At 64.2% G+C, this 18727-nt stretch carries 13 protein-coding genes; 12 read left to right on the plus strand and 1 reads right to left on the minus strand.

Annotated elements, in window-relative coordinates; translation table 11 throughout:
* Positions 1 to 256 precede the first annotated feature (256 nt).
* The 12 genes from aroC to AC13FW_RS02915 all read left to right on the plus strand — a co-directional run bounded on the left by aroC (position 257) and on the right by AC13FW_RS02915 (position 17608).
* The gene (aroC, locus tag AC13FW_RS02860; RefSeq protein WP_482988137.1) at positions 257 to 1354 is read left to right on the plus strand and encodes a chorismate synthase; all 1098 of its coding nucleotides are present in this window, start codon (positions 257 to 259) and stop codon (positions 1352 to 1354) included.
* Positions 1347 to 2399: a 2-hydroxyacid dehydrogenase gene (locus AC13FW_RS02865; RefSeq protein ID WP_482988138.1), complete on the plus strand. Its 1053-nt coding sequence runs from the start codon at positions 1347 to 1349 to the stop codon at positions 2397 to 2399. Before aroC ends, AC13FW_RS02865 begins: the two co-directional genes overlap by 8 nt.
* 81 nt (positions 2400 to 2480) lie before the next feature.
* Positions 2481 to 3506 carry an aspartate-semialdehyde dehydrogenase gene (locus AC13FW_RS02870; protein ID WP_282266614.1) on the plus strand — a complete coding sequence of 342 codons (1026 nt, stop codon included), beginning with the start codon at positions 2481 to 2483 and terminating at the stop codon, positions 3504 to 3506.
* A 116-nt stretch (positions 3507 to 3622) separates the two neighbouring features.
* A complete protein-coding gene (locus AC13FW_RS02875; RefSeq protein WP_482988139.1) occupies positions 3623 to 5482 on the plus strand; it encodes a type IV pilus assembly protein FimV in 1860 nt (619 codons plus the stop codon).
* A gap of 12 nt (positions 5483 to 5494) precedes the next feature.
* Positions 5495 to 5854, plus strand: coding sequence for a VOC family protein (locus tag AC13FW_RS02880; RefSeq protein WP_482988140.1), 360 nt, complete (start codon positions 5495 to 5497; stop codon positions 5852 to 5854).
* Between the two features lie 45 nt (positions 5855 to 5899).
* Positions 5900 to 6673 (plus strand): tRNA pseudouridine(38-40) synthase TruA, encoded by a 774-nt coding sequence (gene truA, locus AC13FW_RS02885; RefSeq protein ID WP_282266643.1) that lies wholly within the window; start codon positions 5900 to 5902, stop codon positions 6671 to 6673.
* Entirely contained in the window at positions 6670 to 7329 is a 660-nt protein-coding gene (locus AC13FW_RS02890; RefSeq protein ID WP_296246060.1) for a phosphoribosylanthranilate isomerase, read from the plus strand. Before truA ends, AC13FW_RS02890 begins: the two co-directional genes overlap by 4 nt.
* Before the next feature lie 212 nt (positions 7330 to 7541).
* The gene (locus AC13FW_RS02895; protein ID WP_482988141.1) at positions 7542 to 8231 is read left to right on the plus strand and encodes a hypothetical protein; all 690 of its coding nucleotides are present in this window, start codon (positions 7542 to 7544) and stop codon (positions 8229 to 8231) included.
* Complete coding sequence (locus tag AC13FW_RS02900; protein WP_482988142.1) at positions 8231 to 10231, plus strand: flotillin family protein; 2001 nt, start codon at positions 8231 to 8233, stop codon at positions 10229 to 10231. The genes AC13FW_RS02895 and AC13FW_RS02900 overlap by 1 nt, the downstream gene beginning before the upstream one ends.
* Positions 10232 to 10371: 140 nt before the next feature.
* Positions 10372 to 15732: a DNA repair ATPase gene (locus tag AC13FW_RS02905; protein ID WP_482988143.1), complete on the plus strand. Its 5361-nt coding sequence runs from the start codon at positions 10372 to 10374 to the stop codon at positions 15730 to 15732.
* On the plus strand, positions 15710 to 16447 hold the full coding sequence (locus AC13FW_RS02910) for a hypothetical protein (protein ID WP_482988144.1): 738 nt from the start codon (positions 15710 to 15712) through the stop codon (positions 16445 to 16447). Before AC13FW_RS02905 ends, AC13FW_RS02910 begins: the two co-directional genes overlap by 23 nt.
* A gap of 63 nt (positions 16448 to 16510) precedes the next feature.
* Entirely contained in the window at positions 16511 to 17608 is a 1098-nt protein-coding gene (locus AC13FW_RS02915; protein ID WP_482988145.1) for a toxic anion resistance protein, read from the plus strand.
* 191 nt (positions 17609 to 17799) lie between these two features.
* Here the strand turns inward: AC13FW_RS02915 and AC13FW_RS02920 are convergent, their stop codons facing one another.
* Positions 17800 to 18690 (minus strand): LysR family transcriptional regulator, encoded by an 891-nt coding sequence (locus AC13FW_RS02920; protein WP_482988146.1) that lies wholly within the window; start codon positions 18688 to 18690, stop codon positions 17800 to 17802.
* Positions 18691 to 18727: the final 37 nt, after the last annotated feature.

Raw genomic sequence — 18727 nt, forward strand, 5'->3', positions numbered from 1 at the left:
GGTTTTGGTTTTGGTTTTGGTTTGGCTTCGGGTCCTTAGCTTTTGAAGCCGTCATTCCCGCGAAGGCGGGAATCGCTCTGGCGCTGGCTCCGGCCTTTGCTTGGCTGGCGTGAGGCAAGAGCACAATCAAGAGCACAATCAAGAGCAAGAGCAAGAGCAAGAGCGATTCCCGCCTTCGCGGGAATGACGGCATCAAAGCAACCGCAAGAGCAACCGCAAGAGCAACCGCAAGAGCAACCGCAAGAGCACAACGGCATTGAATACATTCGGACAACTCCTCCGCGTCACTACCTTCGGTGAATCCCACGGGCCGGCCATCGGCTGCGTGATCGATGGTTGCCCGCCCGGTCTGGAAATCAGCCCCGAAGAATTCACCCACGACCTGCAGCGGCGTGCCACCGGCAAGAGCCGCCACACCTCCGCGCGGCGTGAGGCCGACGAGGTCGAGATCCTGTCCGGCGTCTATGAAGGCCGCACCACCGGCACGCCTATCGCGCTGCTGATCCGCAACACCGATCAGCGCAGCAAAGATTACAGCAACATCGCCCAGCAGTTCCGCCCGGGCCATGCCGATTACAGCTACTGGCAGAAGTACGGCATCCGTGACCCACGCGGTGGCGGCCGTTCCTCGGCGCGTGAAACCACCATGCGGGTGGCCGCTGGCGTGGTTGCCAAGAAGTGGCTGCTGCAGCGTTTCGGCGTCAGCGTGCGCGGCTACCTGTCGCAGCTTGGCGAGATCACACCGGCCGGTTTTGACTGGAATGTGGTCGAAGACAACCCCTTCTTCTGGCCCGATGCCAAGCAGGTACCCGAGCTGGAAACCTATATGGATGCGTTGCGCAAGTCCGGCGATTCGGTCGGTGCGCGCGTGACCGTGGTTGCCGATGGCGTGCCGCCGGGTTGGGGCGAGCCGATCTACGGCAAGCTCGATGGCGATATCGCTGCCGCGCTGATGAGCATCAATGCGGTCAAGGGCGTGGAGATCGGTGACGGTTTTGCCAGCGCTGCGCAGAAGGGCACCGAACACCGTGACCTGATCACCCCGCAGGGCTTCCAGTCCAATCATGCCGGCGGCATCCTCGGTGGCATTTCCACCGGCCAGCAGATCATTGCCTCGATGGTGCTCAAGCCCACCTCCAGCTTGCGCCTACCCGGCGCAACCGTGGATACGGCCGGCAATGCGGTCGAGGTCATCACCACCGGTCGCCATGATCCTTGTGTCGGCATCCGTGCCACGCCCATCGCCGAGGCGATGTTGGCACTGGTATTGATGGACCAGGCCATGCGCCACCGCGCCCAATGTGGCGATGTCGGCGAGATGAGCCCGCGTATTCCTGGCCAGCGCAATGACTGACCGTCGTCCCCGCGTCTGGGTGTCGCAGCCCCTGTTCGACGACACCGTCGCGCAGTTGGCGCTGCACTGTGATGTGGTTTCCACTGATGCGGTCACCAAGCACGACAGTGCCAGCCTCAGCGCGAATCTGGCCGACATGGATGGCGTCCTCATCACGCTCAACGAGCGGATCGGTGCGGCGGAAATCGCCAATGCGTCCGCGTTGAAGATGATCGCCAACGTTGGCGTCGGCTATAACAATCTTGATGTTCCTGCGTTGAATGCAGCTGGCATCGTTGCCAGCAATACGCCGGACGTACTTACCGAAACCACGGCCGATCTCGGCTTCTCGCTGCTGATGGCGGCCGCTCGCCGCATCGTCGAGTCCGATCGCTGGTTGCGTGACGGCAAGTGGGGGCAGTGGTCGTTCACCACCATGCTCGGCGCCGATCTGCATGGCAGCACCCTGGGCATCCTCGGCATGGGCCGGATCGGCCAGGCCATTGCCCGCCGTGGCCATCATGGCTTCGGCATGAAGGTGCTGTACCACAACCGTTCGCAGCTGCCTGCCGAGCAGGAGCAGGCGGTCGGCGCCAGCTATGTCGGTTTCGATGAACTACTGGCCAGCGTCGATCACCTGGTGCTGGTGCTGCCGTATACGGCGCAGAACCACCACATCATCAACGCCGCCGCGCTGGCGAAGATGAAGCCGACCGCCATCTTGGTCAACATCGCCCGCGGCGGCATCGTCGATGAGCTGGCCCTTGTCGATGCGCTGGCCAACGGTCGCCTGGCCTCGGCCGCGCTGGACGTTTACGAGAACGAGCCGAACGTGCGTCCGGAATTGCTGGCGCTGGACAACATCGTGCTCACTCCGCATATCGGCAGCGCATCGCTGGCAACACGCCGGGCGATGGTGCAGGTTGCGCTGGACAACCTGCTGGCGGGCCTGGGCATTGGCCCGGATGCCGGCAAGCCGGTCAATGCCATCAATACCGAACTGCTGAGCAACGGCACCGCGCGCATTGCCGTTGCCGGCAAAAAAACCGACGACAAAAAACGATAGGGAGCCTCGGCAGCCGCGCGCTGGAGGTTCCCCGAACCTGGCTCGATGTGTGTCTCCCCCTCCAAACTTTCGAGTATCCCCATGAGCAATGAAGCCCGTCGTTTCCATGTAGCCGTTGTTGGCGCCACCGGCGCTGTCGGCCAGACCATGCTGTCCATCCTGGCCGAGCGCAATTTCCCGATCAGCAAGCTGACCCTGCTCGCCTCCGAGCGTTCGGCCGGCCAGCAGGTCGACTTTGAAGGCGACAAGATCACCATCCAGGACCTGGCCACGTTCGACCCGGCCGGCGTCGAGATCGCCCTGTTCTCGGCCGGTGGTGGTATCTCCAAGGAATTCGCGCCCAAGTTCGCCGCTGCTGGCGCCGTGGTGATCGATAACTCGTCGACCTTCCGTTACGACGATGACGTGCCGCTGGTGGTGTCCGAGGTCAATCCGGAAGCAGCGAAGAACCGCCCGCGCGGCATCATCGCCAACCCGAACTGCTCGACCATGCAGCTGATGCCGGTGCTGGCGCCGATCCACCGCGAGTACGGCATCGAGCGCATCAATATCGCCACCTACCAGTCGGTGTCGGGCGCGGGCCAGACCGGCATGGAAGAGCTGGGTAAGCAGACCGCGCAGCTGCTCGGCTTCCAGGAGATCGAGCCGAAGAAGTTCCCGATGCAGATCGCCTTCAACCTGATCCCGCACATCGACGAGTTCCTCGACAACGGCTTCACCAAGGAAGAAATGAAGCTGGTCTGGGAGACCCGCAAGATCCTCGGCGACGACAGCATCCTGGTGAACCCCACCGCAGTGCGTGTGCCGGTGTTCTACGGCCACTCCGAGGCGGTCAACATCGAGACGAAGAAGAAGATCAGCACCGAGCAGGCCCGCGAACTGCTGGCCACCGCGCCAGGCGTGAAGGTGGTGGACGAGCGTAAGGCTGGCGGCTATCCGACCCCGGTTACGCATGCCTCGGGCACCGATCCGGTCTATGTCGGCCGCATCCGCGAGGACATCTCGCACCCGCGTGGTTTGAACATGTGGGTGGTGGCGGACAACATCCGCAAGGGTGCCGCACTGAACGCAGTGCAGCTCGCCGAGCTGGTCGCCAACGGCGGCTGATCCCCCCAACGACGCCGGCATGATGCCGGCGTCGTTGCATATGGGCGGTACAGCGGTGTTCGAAAGGCGGGTCAGCCGTTATATTGGCCGCCATGAAACCAAGGGGCGGGGGCGCGATGCGCTCATTACAAGGTGTGCTGGTTCTCGGCCTGGCGCTGTTCAGTAGCACAGCAATGGCGTTGGGGCTGGGCAATATCCGCGTCCTGTCCAAGCCGGGACAGCCTTTGCTGGCTGAGATTCCGGTCATTACCAGTGATGCGAGCGAGCTCGACAACGCCAAGGCGGGGCTGGCATCAGCGGCCACCTTCGAGCGCGTAGGGCTGGCTGCGCCGACCGGGCTGGTAGGAGAACTGCAATTCCAGTTTGCGCAGGACCGTGACGGCCGCGCGGTGATCCGGGTGACCAGTGCCGCGCCGGTGCAGGTGGCGTCGGTGGGTTTCCTGATCGAGGTCGATTGGGGCCAGGGCCGGCTGGTGCGTGAATACTCGGCGCTGGTGGCCGCACCCGAAGCCGCAACCGCAGTGGCCGAACCGGTCATCGAAGCGCCGGCTGCGGCCCAATCCAATCTGATCGTGCGTGAGCCCGAGCCGCTGCCTGAGTTGCCGGCACCTGCCGCACCGGTAGCAGCACCTGCGCCGGCTCAACCGGTTGCCGCGGCGCCTGCAGCGCGCCCAGCAGCGATGCCGGTGGCCAGTAGTGAAGGCCAGCTGGCTCCGGTGCAGCGCGGCCAGAGCCTGTCGCAGATCGCCCGCGAGTTGTCGCGCGAGAGCGGCGCGTCCTTGAACCAGACCATGGTCGCGCTGATGCGGGCCAATCCGGAAGCCTTCATCCGTGGCAACATCAACCTGCTCAAGCAGGGTGCGGTGCTGCGTACCCCTGCGCAGGAAGAGCTGGCACGGGTGGATGCATCCGAAGCACGTGCCATCGTTCGTGACCAGGCCGCACAGTGGCGACAGGCACGCGCGCCCATCCCGCAGCCGGCCGTAGCCGATGCTGTGGTGGCGCCGGCCAAGGCCGCTGCACCGGCAGCAGCAAGTGCGGCCCCCAGTGGTGCACGCCTGGAAATCGCCCCGGCCGTGGCCGGCGCACAACAGACTGCGGGAATGACGACCGGACTCGATGCCGGTGGCGAGGGTGACATGTTGGCCAACGAACAGCTGCAGCAAGCCAAGGAAGATCTGGCGGCGCGTGACGCGGAACTGCAGGAACTGCGTGATCGCGTCGGCGAACTCGAGAAGCTGCAGAAGCAGCAGCAATCGCTGATCGCGATGAAGGATTCGGATCTGGCCGCTGCCCAGCAGCAATTGGGCGAGGCGGCCAAGCGTGATGGCAGCGGTTCGTTTGGCTGGATCTGGTTGGGGCTGGCGTTGCTGGTACTGGGTGCGTTGGGTTGGCTGCTGAGCCGTCGGCGCAAGCCACTGCCGGTTGCCCCGCGCGCTGATTTCGAGGCGGGAGACCTGGCCGCAGCGATGCCGGTGATGGGCACCGCTGCTGCGCAGCAGTCGTTGCATGCAGCGGAAGTGGACGAATTCGACCCGCGGGACGAGCTGGACGCCCAGCCGTTGCCTGTCGTTGCGGAAGTACAGCCCGAAGCCTATGAAGAACCGATGCCGGCATGGCTGAAGTCCAGCCCGCCGGCCCGCGTGGAGCCGGTGCTTCCGGCGGCTGCGCCGGCGGTTGCACACAAGCCGGTGCTGCTGTTTGAGGCTTCGCGGCAGTTCGATGCGGTGGTCGAGCCTGTGTCTGCGCAACCCGAGCCGGCTGCGGCCGATGAGGCGGGTTGGCTGGCCGGTGACGTGGCTGCGGTTGCGCCGCTGGCACCGGCACCTGCTGGTCGTGAACGGCTGGAGTTGGCCATTGCCTATCTCGATCTTGGCGATGCCGAGACCGCACGTACCCTGCTCAACGAGGTTGCTGCCAGCGCTGATCCGCAGGCACGCAGTGAAGCGCTGGAATTACTTGGCCGCATGGCCTGACGGAGAGTTGCAATGAAACGCGAGCGGCGGATTGACTACGTGGAGTTCGCCTCGCGCGACCCTGCGGCGAGTCGTGTTTTCTTCGAGCGGGTGTTCGGCTGGACGTTTGAAGACTACGGCCCGGATTACACTGCTTTTGATGACGGTGAGCTGCAGGGCGGCTTCTTCCGTGGCGCGCCGGCGACTACGAGCGCGGGCGCGCCGCTGCTGGTGCTGTATGCCGCACAGCTGGGCCCGCTGCTCGAGGTCGTCGCAGCGCAGGGCGGTGAAGTGGTCAAGCCGATCTTCACTTTTCCCGGTGGTCGGCGGTTCCAGTTCCTGGAACCGGGTGGCAACGAACTGGCTGTGTGGTCAGAGCGCGACAACGACTGAGTTGGGCATGGTTCCACCGGTTCCAACAAGATCAGAGGTTCAATGATGCGCTATGCGCTGGGCGTGGAGTACGACGGCAGCGAGTTCAAGGGCTGGCAACAGCTTGGCGAGCACGGCTGCGCGAGTGTGCAGGCCACGTTGCAGGAGGCACTGTCTTCGGTCGCCAATGCACCGATCAGTGTGGTGTGTGCAGGGCGTACCGATGCCGGCGTGCACGGTGAATGCCAGGTCGTGCACTTCGACAGTGATGTCGAGCGTGCGCCGCGTGGCTGGGTGCTGGGTACCACCACGCGGTTGCCGCCGTCGATCTGCGTGCGCTGGTGCGTGCCGGTGGTGGATGAGTTCCATGCGCGGTTCTCGGCCAAGGCGCGACGCTATCGCTACCGTATCCTCAACCGCCAGGTACGGCCGGCGCTGTACCGGCAGATCCTGAGCTGGGATCGCCGCCCGCTGGACGCCGATGCCATGCATCGGGCGGCGCAGGCGTTGCTCGGTGAGAACGACTTCGGTGCGTTCCGCAGCGCGCAATGCCAGGCCTTGCATGCCCGCCGTGAACTGCAATCGATCGCCGTGCGGCGCCAGGGCGAGGTGGTAGAGGTCGAGGTCCAGGCCAATGCCTTCCTGCATCACATGGTGCGCAATATCGTCGGTTCGCTGATGATGGTGGGCGCTGGCGAAAAACCTGAAAGCTGGATCGGGGAGCTGCTGGCAGGCCGTGATCGCAACCTGGCAGGGCCAACCGCACCGCCGCAGGGCCTGGTATTCGTCGGTCCGCTGTATCCTGAGCTCTGGAAGCTGCCGGACGAGGTGACACTGTGAGCCGTACGCTGTTTCGTACCCGCATCAAATTCTGCGGCATGACCCGCGCAGGCGACATCCGCCTGGCCACCGAGTTGGGTGTGGATGCCATCGGTTTCATCTTCGCCAAGGGCAGTGCCCGCAGGGTGGCACCATCCGAGGCGCGCGCCATGCGCCAGGCGATCGCACCGATGGTCGAAGTGGTGGCCTTGTTCCAGCAGAACAATCGCGAGGAAGTTCGCGAGGTGCTGCGCGCGGTGCGGCCGACCCTGTTGCAGTTCCATGGCGACGAGGACGATGCGTTCTGCCGCAGCTTCAACATGCCGTACCTGAAGGCGATTGCGATGGGCGGACGCAGCGACGTCACCGCGCGCGGGCTGCAGCAGATGTATCCGCATGCCGCGGGCTTCCTGTTCGACAGCCACGTGGCCGGTGGCAGCGGCGGCACCGGCGTCGCCTTTGACTGGTCGCAGATTCCGCCCGGCGTGCACCGGCCGTACCTGCTGGCCGGCGGCATTCGCCCGGAGAACGTGCACGACGCCATTCTCGCCACCCAGCCCTGGGGCGTGGATGTGTCCAGCGGCATCGAGGTGTCGCCGGGGATCAAGGACGGCTACAAGATGCGCCAGTTCGTCGAAGAAGTACGCCGCGCCGACCTGCATGTCGAGCAGGACTGAATACGCGCGCTGAGCGTGGTGATGTAGTGCACTGGTGCTGCCCGGGCTGCCGCACTTTTGGGATCCGGTCGCAGGGCATGTCCGGGCTGATTCCCTTATGATGGTGTCCACGGCGACAAGCACGGATGCCTGTGGGAAACGGATGTTGCTGTCACAGCTTGCAGGCTGGGGCAGTTCCCGCTGAGCAGCTGGGCGCCACAAGGAAAGTGTGCATGGCGGAGTTTCTGGAAGTAGCGCTGTCCTACCCGACGTTGCCTTACAGCGTCGTGTTCGCGTTTGCTGTCATCTACTGGTTGCTGGCCGCGACCGGTATCGTCGATGAGGGTGGCATTGGTAGCGGCGACGGTGCCGACTTTCATTCCCATGGCGGTGAGCATGGCGCGACCGGCATTGCCGCGATGTTCGCGCGGCTCGGCCTCGGGGGCGCACCGACCATGCTGGTGGTGTTGCTGCTGGCCTTTTTCGGCTGGACCATCACCTATCTGGTCCAACTCTTTTTCCTGCAGTCACTGCCGGCGCCCTTGCGCTGGGGCGTCGGCACGGTGGTGGCCATTGCCGCGCTGGTTCCCGGTGCGGTGGTGTCGGCCTGGGTGCTGCGGCCAATCCGTCGACTGCTGCTCAAGCTGCGGCCGGTTGCCCAGGAGTCCATCCTTGGCCGGCTTGCCCAGGTCACCTCGCCGGAAGTCACTGCCACGCAGGGCTATGCCAGCATGGACGACGGCGGCGCCGGCCTGATCCTGCATGTGCGCGTACGCGATGGCAGCCGTTTGCCGCGTGGCCAACGTGTAAGGCTGGTGGAATACCTGCCCGACAAGAATCACTACCTGGTGGTCGCCGATACCGACCTGCCAGGCTTGGACGTTTTCCCTTCTGATGTATCAGGCGACAAGGAGATCCACTGATGAGTACTGCTGCGCTGGCCCCTTTCATTATCGGGGTTGCTGCCCTGCTAGTGTTTTTCCTTGGTTTGGCGGGTTTGTTCAAAGCCTTCTACAAGAAGGTTGACCAAGGCACCGCGCTGATCGTCAACGACATGAGCGCGCAGCCGAAGGTGCACTTCACCGGCGCCTTGATCATTCCGGTGCTGTACCGCGCCGAGCACATGAAGATCAGCCTGATCACCCTGCAAGTTGATCGTCGTGGCAAGGAAGGCCTGATCTGCCGTGACAACATGCGCGCCGACATCACCGTGGCGTTCTACCTGCGCGTCAACGAAACCCAGGCCGATGTGCTGCGTGTAGCCAAGGCCATCGGTGCAGACCGCGCCTCGGACAAGAACGCGGTGGATGACCTGTTCAACGCCAAGTTCTCCGAAGCCTTGAAGACCGTGGGCAAGAAGTTCGACTTCACCCAGTTGTTCGAGAAGCGCCAGGAGTTCCGCGACGAAATCATCGCGGTGATCGGCAATGACTTGAATGGCTACGCGCTGGAAGACGTGGCCATCGATTACCTGGAGCAGACCCCGAAGTCGCTGCTTGATCCGAGCAACATCCTCGACGCCGAAGGCATCCGCAAGATCACCGAGCTGACCGCTGCGCAGAACGTGATCACCAACGAGCTGGCGCAGAACGAGCGCCTGGCCATCACCAAGAAGAATGTCGAGGCCAAGGAAGCCACGCTGGCGCTTGAGCGGCAGCAGGCAGAGGCCGAGGCGCGCCAGCGCCGTGAGGTGGAAACCATCCGCGCCCGCGAGGAAGCCGAGACCCTGAAGGTGCAGGAAGAACAGCGCCAGCTGTCCGAGAATGCCCGCATTGAAGCGCAGCAGCTGATCGACATCCGCGACCAGAACCGCCTGCGCGAAGTGGAAGTGGCCGAGCAGAACCGTCAGCGCGCCGTTGCCATCGAAGTCGAGCGCGTCGCCCGTGCCCGCCAGCTGGAGCAGGTCACCACCGATCGTGAAGTGCAGCTGCAGGGCGTGGAGCGCGACAAGGTGGTCGAGCAGGGCAAGATGGATGTTGCCAACATCACCCGTGAGCGCATCTCCATCGACAAGACCGTGGCGCAGGAAGAAGAGCGCATCAAGGAAGTGCGCCAGGTATCGGAAGCTGACCGCCTGAAGCAGGTCGCCATCCTCGAAGCCGAAGCGCAGGCGCAGGAAGCCATGCTCAAGCAGGTCAAGGAGGCCGAAGCCAGCGAAGCTGCTGCCAAGCACCGCGCGGTGGAGATCACCACGCTGGCGCAGGCCGAATTCGATGCCGCCGGCAAGCAGGCCGAAGCCAAGAAAGCACTGGCCGATGGCGTGCGCGCCGAGCGTGCCGCGCCGGGCCTGGCGGATGCCCAGGTCAAGGAAGCCAGCGCGCTGGCCATCGAGAAGGTTGGTATTGCCGAAGCCCGCGTCGTCGATGCGATGGCCGACGCCAATCTGAAGCAGGGTACGGCCGAAGCCAAGGTGCTGGCCGAGCAGCTGGCCGCGCGTGCGCAGGGCGAGGAGCAGATGGGCCGTGCCAAGGCAACGGCAACCGAAACGCTGGGCGTGGCCGAAGCCGCGGTCATCGAGAAGAAGCTGTTCGCCGAAGCCGACGGTTTGACCCGCAAGTTCCAGGCCATCGATTCGCTGGGCGATACCGCACGCGGCCACGAAGAGTTCCGCATGACCCTGGAAACCGGTCTGCGTCAGGCCCTGGCGGCGATCGATGCCGGCAAGGAAGTGACCAAGGAGAATGCCGAGGTCATCGCCAGCGCGCTGCGCAACGCCAAGATCGACATGGTCGGTGGCGACGGCGGCATGTTCGAGAATCTGGTCAAGGCGGTGTCACTGGGCAAGTCGATTGAAGGTCTGACCGACAAGAGCCCGATCGTGCAGGATCTGATGCAGCGCTACCTGGGCGTGGATATGTCCGCGCGCGGTCTGCCGGCTCGGCGTGGTGCCGATACGCCGGCGATGGAGTCGGACGCAGGTTGAGCGTTGGCGTGCCCCGCGCGGTTGTACCGCGTGGGGCGTTGATGCGCCGCATGGCTGGAGCTGGCGGCACACGAGCATGAGGGCGTCAGGGATTCCGTCCCGAGGACGGAATCTGCCGATGTCAGAGCAGGGAACAATCGATGGCCGATACAAATCTGGACGCTGCTGCCACGCCGGAAGGCGGCTCCATCGCCGACCAGGCGGTGGCGCAGGGCGGTGCCTATGAGGTGCTGCGTAAACGTCTGAGTGATCAGGGCGCACGTTTGCGGCAGGTGGTGGACGCGCTGAACCAGCGCCGGCTGCAGGAGTTCGGCGACAGCCGGATGGAAGTGATCGGGCGCTTCCGCATCCGCAGCGAGAACAACTGCGTTGGCCGCGATGTGGTGCAGGTCGGCGACGACCTGCTGCTGTTCGGCTACAACGTCTTCATCGGCTTGAAGACCCAGACCCGCATCGAGGATGTGTTCGGGCTCTATCGCCTGGTGGACGGTGCCGAAGGCTACGACGTCACCCCGGTGGACCTGAAGAGCAGCTTCCTGGCGCAGGCGGGCTTCGTCCACGATTTTGGCGAGCTTTACGCGTACTACAAGAATGCGCGCCTGCTGCAGCTGATCGTGCGCGACGGCAAGTTGCTGGCTGCCTTCCAGATCGGCGAGCGCAGCACTGATGTGCGCGTATTCCGCTGGGCGATGGCACCCAGTGGCGAGCTGACCTATATCGATGCACGTGGCGAGCGTGATATCGCGCTGCCGCCGCCGTTCGATTTCGAGTGGGCGCGTGCTGGTCGTGACATGCTGATCACCGGCCGCTTCCCGCACCTCAACATCCTCGACACTATCTTCGTCGAGACCACCGGTGGTGACCTGACCATCAAGGTCGAGAACAATACCGAGACCGGGCAGGGCGTTTACAGCGAGCCGGTCGAGGACAGCACGCAGTCGGTGGACGACGCGACCATTGACTTCGCCAAGGTCGGCTCGCTGATCCTGCTGAAGATCCAGCCGTACCGCGAGGACAGCTGGCGTGGCCTGATCTACAACACGCTGACCGGCAAGGTGGTGCGCAACGACGCCATCGTCCAGGCTTGCGTGCAGCTGCCCGATGACCATGGCGTCATCTTTCCCGGTGGCTATTACCTGCAAAGCGGCGAGCACAAGGCGTTCGATGCCTCGATGCAGGGCATGCGTTACAAGCGCTCCATCCGTTCGCCAAACGGCGAGGACATGCTGTACATCTTCTACGAGCGCGAAGCCGGGAAGTCGGCGCTGTTCGTCTACAACAGTATCCAGCGCGTGTTGCAGAATCCCGTGTTCGGCATGGGCTATGCCTTCATGCGTGATGGCCGGATGGTGCTGTTCAATGCCGAAAACGAGGAGCCTACCCGCGTCCATCCGATGCAGGTCTGGCAGACCCCGTTCAGCAGTGATGAATTCGCTGCACATGCACCTACCGGCACCAGTTTCATGGCCCGCATCGGCAATGCCGAGCTGGTGCGTGGTATCTCGAATCTGCTTGACCTCGGTCGCGAGATCGACAGCCGCGAGGTATCGCTGCCGCGCTACGAGCTGCTGACCCATAACGCGCGCCGTCTGTTCGATACCCACCATTGGCTGGATGATGCCAATTGCGACGGTGCGGCAACGCTGCTGCGCGAGATCAGCGCGACCGGCGAATCGATGCTCGATGAGTACGAAAAGGTCGAGAGCATCCGCAAGCAGTCGGCGCAGGCGATGGCCGAGGTCACCACCGCGCACAAGACGCTGCTTGGGCGGTTGCAGCCACAGAACTGGACGAAGATCGGCGAGTTCGTCGAGTCGCTCGGCGAGATCGGCAAGCTGCGTGGCCGCCTGCTGACGGTACGTGACTTCCGTTATGTGGATGTTGCCGCCATCGACGCAATGAATGCGTCTTTGCAGGAGGCGCATGACCGGGTTGGTGCGGCGGCGGGTGAATTCCTTGGCAGCGACAAAGCGCTGCAGCCGTTCGCTGATCGATTGCAGGAGCTGGATGCCGCCGCGCAGGTGGCACAGACCGCCAAGCAGCTGTCCGAGCAGATCGCGCAGATGCAGGTGATGTCGGGCGATCTGGATATGTTGTCCGAGCTGATGGCCAGCCTGAAGGTGGACGACGCCGCGCAGCGCACGCGCGTGGTCGAGGCCATTTCCGCCATCTACGCCAAGCTCAACCAGGCGCGCGCACGTGCGGATCAGCGCCGTCGTTCATTGGGTTCGGCTGAAGCCGTTGCTCAGTTTGGGGCGCAGTTCTCCCTGTTCAGCCAGGCCATCACCAGTGCGCTGGGTTTGGCGACCGATCCGGAGCGCGCCGACGAGCAGTTGTCGCGGTTGATGGTGCAGCTGGAAGAACTGGAAAGCCAGTTCGGCGAGCACGAACAGTTCCTGGGCGACATCCTCAACAAGCGTGAGGAGCTGCTCGATACCTTCGAGTCGCACAAGCAGACGCTGCTGGATGCGCGCCAGCGCAAGGCGCAGTCGGTACTGGACGCAGCCAACCGCATCCTTGATGGCCTGGCCAAGCGCACCGAGCGCTTCACCACCGTTGATGAACTGAACGCGTTCTTCGCCGGTGACCCGCTGATCCTGAAGTTGCGTGAGCTCGCCGATCGCCTGCGCGACTACAAGGACAGCGTCAAGGCCGACGACGTGGAAGCGCGGCTCAAGGGCGTGCGCGACCAGGCGGTGCGGGCGCTGCGTGATCGCAGTGATCTGTTCGAAGGCGGCGGCAACATCATCCGTCTTGGCCGACACCGTTTCAGCGTCAACACCCAGCCGCTGGACCTGACCATCCTGCCGCGCGGCGATGGTCTGGCAGTACATCTCACTGGCACCGACTACTACGAGGCCATTGTCGATCCGGAGCTGGAGGAGCTGCGCGACTATTGGCCGGTGACCCTGGATTCGGAGTCACCCGCGCTCTATCGCGGCGAGTATCTGGCAGGTCTGCTGCTGGATGCGGCCATCAACGGCCGCGATGGCCTGAGCGTGGAGCTGTTGCTGCGTGAAGCTGCGCAAGCCGATGCCCTGGCCAAGCGGGTGCGCGATTTCGCTGCGCCACGTTACCGCGAAGGCTACGAGAAAGGCATTCACGATCACGATGCGACGTTGATCCTGCAGGCGGTTCTGCCGCTGTATCAGGCGGCCGGTTCGCTGGTGCACGCGGCGGGGCCACGCGCCCTTGCCTTGCTGTTCTGGGCGCGTGAGGGCAAGCGCGAGGAGGTGAGCCAGTGGTTGGAACGCGCCGCCGGTGCGTTCGCCATCGCCAAGCTGTTCAATGTGCGGGACGGTCTTGAAGCCTTGCGCACGGAGATCGCATCGGCGTTGGCGGGCTTCCAGGACGAGCATGGCTTTCCGTTCGATAGCGGCGTACCGGCTTTGGCTGCCGAATACCTGCTGGCGGAGCTTGGCAACGGTGAGCCAACTTTCTCCTTCAGCGGCTACGCGCGGCAGCTGCTCAGCGGCCTGCGCGAACAGCTGCAGGCTGCCGGGCAAGCGGATGCATTTGATCGTAGCCTGCAACGTCTGAGCACACGACCGGCCCTGCAATGGGCGCAGGCGCTGCAATGGTTGCAGGCGATGTGCGGCCAACCGAAGTTTGCCGCCATGGCCGGCTATGTGCCGGAAGCCGCTGCGATGCTGCTCGGCGAACGAGCCTTGCGCAGCCAGGTACGCGAGGTGACCTTGATTGCCGATGTCGCTGGCCTGCTCGGTGAGCATGCGCGCGTCACCCAAGGCCACCTGCAGTTGGCAGTGGATGATTTCCTGCAGCGCTGGCAGTCGCATCGCCGCCAGTTCCAGCCCGGCTTTGAGCGCTACCAGGCACTGCGCCACCGCATCAGTGCGCGCGAACGCGATTCCCTGCGATTGAGCGAGTTCCAGGCCCGACCGCTGAGCTCGTTCGTTCGCAACAAGCTGATCAATGACGTCTACCTGCCCATCATCGGCGATAACCTCGCCAAGCAGATGGGCACGGTGGGCGAGAACAAACGCAGCGACCTGATGGGCATGCTGATGATGATCAGTCCGCCCGGTTACGGCAAAACCACATTGATGGAATACGTGGCCAACCGGCTCGGCCTGGTCTTCATGAAGATCAACGGCCCGGCCCTGGGCCATGAAGTGCGCTCGCTGGACCCGGAGCAGGCACCGGATGCCACCTCGCGGCAGGAGCTGCACAAGCTCAACCTGGCGCTGGAGATGGGCAACAACACCATGCTGTATGTTGACGACATCCAGCACACCCATCCGGAGTTCCTGCAGAAATTCATCTCCCTGTGTGACGGCACCCGTCGCATCGAGGGCGTGTGGAAAGGCCGCACCAAGACCTATGACCTGCGCGGCAAGAAATTCTGCGTGGTGATGGCCGGCAACCCGTACACCGAGTCCGGTGAAGTGTTCAAGGTGCCGGACATGCTGGCCAACCGTGCCGACATCTACAACCTCGGTGATGTACTCGGCGGCATGGAAGAGGCCTTCAAGCTCAGCTACATCGAGAACAGCCTGACCTCCAGCCAGGTGTTGGCGCCGATGGCAACCCGTGACCTGGCCGACCTCTACCTGCTGGTCGACAAGGCTGGCGGCAAGGAGGTGTCGACCAATGCACTCAGCCACGCTTACAGCGGTGCGGAGATCAACGAGATCGTCGCCACCTTGCAGCGGCTGATGCAGGTGCGCGAGGTGGTGTACCGGGTCAACCAGCAATACATCGCCAGTGCCGCGCAGGCCGACAAGTACCGGGTCGAGCCGCCGTTCCGGTTGCAAGGCAGCTACCGCAACATGAATAAGCTGTCGGAGAAGATCTCGCCGGTGATGAATGCCGCCGAGCTGCAGCAGCTGGTCACCGATCATTACTTGGGTGAATCGCAGCTGCTGACCAGCGGTTCCGAGGAAAACCTGCTCAAGCTGGGTGAGCTGCGCGAGGTATTGGATGCGACGCAGCTGGCGCGCTGGGAGCAGATCAAGCGCGACTTCATGCGCGACAAAGCGATGGGCGGCGACGATGCCGACACCGGTGCGCGCATGGTCGCGCAGCTGGCCGATATTGCCAGTGGCCTGCAGGGCCTGCGTGCTGATGAGCCCGCGCCGGTTGCACCACTCGCACCGCAGGTCGAGGTGCCGTGGGAGCAGATCGTGTCCTTGTTGCAGTCGGTTGCCGAGCGTCCCGCAGCGGTGGTCGCAGCACAGCCTGCGGCAGTCGCGCCAGTTGCGCCAGTGCAGGATCTGACCCCGTTGTTGCAGGTGCTGGCTGCAGCCCAGCAGCGACAGGGGGAGGTTGGCGATGCCTTGGCTGGCCTGGCCACGCAGCTGCAGGAGTGGCTGTCCAAGGACGGCGGTGCGGGCAGCAAGCCAGCACCGCGCGTGCGGCGCGCGCGCACGCCGGAAGAGAAGGCGTTGGACGAAGCGCTGATGCGGCATTTCTACGGCGGCAATGTCGTGGTGCCGGGGCAGCAGGGCAGTCGTGGCAATGAAGCGCCGGACGATGCCTGATGTGACGCCGCCAGTGTTGCCGCTGCCACCGCAGCCGCCGCTGCCAGCCGATGATGCGCTGGCCATGGCCAGCTACGGCGCGGACCTGCTGGTCGCGATCGAGCAGCTGCTGGGTACGCCGCAGGCCGGAACGGCTGCGGCGCGGCTGGTCGCGGAGATGGACAACATCCGCCAGGCGATGTCCGCAGCCGATGGGCGCCAGATCCGGCGTTCGGTGGGATTGCTTGGCCGCTTGTTGGGGCGTGATGTCGAGGCGCAGGCGCGGGCCGAGCAGCTGGCGGCCCAGCTCGATGTCTGTCTGTTACGTGCCGACGACTGCGTACAGGTTTTGCAGCAGGAGCTTGGCCAGTATCTGCAGCAGGTCGGGCGGGCGCAGATGGCAGTGGTTGCCATCGATGATTGGGCTGCTGCCGGTGAGGCGATACCACCGCCTGCCGAGGTGGTGGCGCAGGCCACGCTGCAGCGGCGCCTGCAACATCTGCGCGGGCTAGCCCGGCTGCGGCAGTCCGAGGCCGAACAGCTACGCCTGCTGCATGCCCAAGGCGTGGAGCTGATCGAACGCTACCAGCGCATCCGCGACGTGTTGTTACCGCTTTGGCGGCAGCAAAGCCTGGCGGCGCGCGCCGCCGACACGCAGGCGCAACTGGAACAGGCTGCCCAGGTGCAGGCCCGGATTCTCGACGAGGTGACGGCGATGCAGGCTAGACTGCGCTGAGAACCATCCTGCACATGATTGCTCGCGCGCCGTGTGGCGCCACTTGCTCAAGGAGAACTGCTGATGACCCAGGATACTTTGCCGCTGCCGGCCGGCCCTTCCGCCGATGTTGATGGCACCATGCTGGTCGCCTTGGGCCTGAGCGAAGCGGATCGCCCGCAGATCGCGCAGATCGTGCGCACGCTGGACGACATCAGCCCGGGCAACCTGCACGTATTCGGCCGCGAGGCGGCGGGCAAGAGTGCGGCCTTCTCCAGCCAGTTGCTGGACCATGTGCGCAACCGCGACCTGGATGCCTCGGGCGAGAAGCTCGGTGAGGTGGTGCGTATTGCCCGCTCGCTGAAGCTGGACGGTTTGAGCGAGCGTTCCAAGGTGCCGGTGATCGGTGGCCTGATCGACCGCATGCGCGCCTCCAAGGGCGAGCTGGTGCAGAAATTCAGTGACACCAACCAGCAGATCGAACAGTTGCTGCGTGACGTTGGCGCACAGCAGGCGCAGATGGGCCAGCGTGTCGGTGAGTTTGATCGCATGCATGTCATCGTCCGCGACGAACGGCAGAGTCTTGGCCTGCACATCGCTGCCGGCAAACAGCGCCTGGCCGAACTCAACAACGAGTTGCACGCGCTGGTTGGCCTGGAAGATCCGCAGTCGCGAATTCGGCGTGGCGAGATCGACAACGCGATCCGCCTGCTCGACAAGCGCGTGGGGGATTTGACGGTGATGCAGCATGCGGCCGACCAGTCGCTGCCGATGATCCGCCTGATCCAGGCCAATGCGATCCAGCTGATCGAGAAATTCAACGCCGTGCGCGACATCACCATCCCGTCGTGGAAGCGCCAGTTCGCCATCCAGCTGTCGCTGGGCGAGCAGAAGAATGCGGTGGATCTGTCCAATGCCATCGACGATGCCACCAATGAACTCATGCGCCGCAACGCCGACCTGATGCGGCAGACCTCGGTGGAAACGGCCAAGGCCAACCAGCGTGCGGTGATTGATGTGGCCACCTTGCGTCATGTCCACGAGCAGTTGATCGCGACCGTGGAAGAAGTGCGTAGCATCCACCGTGAAGGCATGCAGCAGCGGCAGCAGGCGGAAGTCGAATTGGCGCGCCTGCGTGAGGACGTGCAGCAGCGGCTGGCACAGCCGACGCAAGGAAGTTGAAGTTAGGAGCGGCACAGTGGGCAGTTGTGGGAGCGGCGTAAGCCGCGAAGCCACAGGTGCATCAGGTGCCAGCGCCGTTGCTCCCTCCCATTTGCGTAGCAAAGGGGAGGGTTGGGGAGGGGTAAACTCCGAGGCCTTTCAAGCACAGGCAGCTTCGCGGCTGACGCCGCTCCCACAAAGGCCAAGAGCGCCTACAAAAGCTGCTTGCGCAGCCAATCCGCCAACGCAGCCACTCGCGGATCGTGCTGGTCACCCGCGGTGCACAGCGCCCAGCAGCCTTCCGTCTCAACAAAGCTCCACGGCGCGATCAGGCGGCCGTTGACCAGGTCATCAGCGACCAGGGGTTCAGGCGCAATCGCGATGCCCAATCCGGCGACCGCCGCTTCCAGCATGTAATACAGATGCTCCAGGCCGGTCCCATAGGTCAGTGCATCCGCATCGATGCCATTGCGTGCAGCCCAGGTCGGCCAGGCCTGGGGGCGCGAGCGCGTATGCAGCAGCGCATGCTCGCGCACGGCATCCACGGGCTGTCGGGCCAGCACATGTGCGGCGTGCATCGACGGACTGAATACCGGACCGATCCGCTCCGGCGCCAACGTGTGCACCTGCCAGCCGTCGGGCCAGGGCGGCTGGCCGAGCATCAGCGCTGCATCCAGCCCGTCCAGGCGCGGGGCGAAGTCGCCGTCCTGTGCCGCCAGGTGCAGGGTCAGGCCGGGCAGGTCGCGCTGCAGGTCCTGCAGGCGCGGGATCATCCAGCGGGCAAGCAGGCTGCCAGGGCAGCCCAGCACGAAGGCGTCATTGCGCTGCGGCCGTCGCAGCGAGGAAATGCAGTCGCGCAGCTGCGAGAACGCGCCGGAAGTTGCTTCCAGCAAGCGGTGGCCGGCGGCGCTGGGGCGGATGCCGCGGCCATCACGTTCAAACAGGGTCAATCCCAGTTCTTCCTCCAGCGCCCGCAGTTGCCGGCTCACCGCGCCATGGGTGACATGTAGCTCGGCGGCGGCCTGGCTGACGCTGCGCAGCCGTGCCGCAGCCTCGAAGGCACGCAAGGCATTGAGTGAAGGCAGGGATTGACTGGTCTTCATGTGAGTTTTTCTAACACGTGGTGGCTGAATTATCCAT

Source organism: Stenotrophomonas sp. 21LCFQ19 (genome assembly GCF_056861425.1).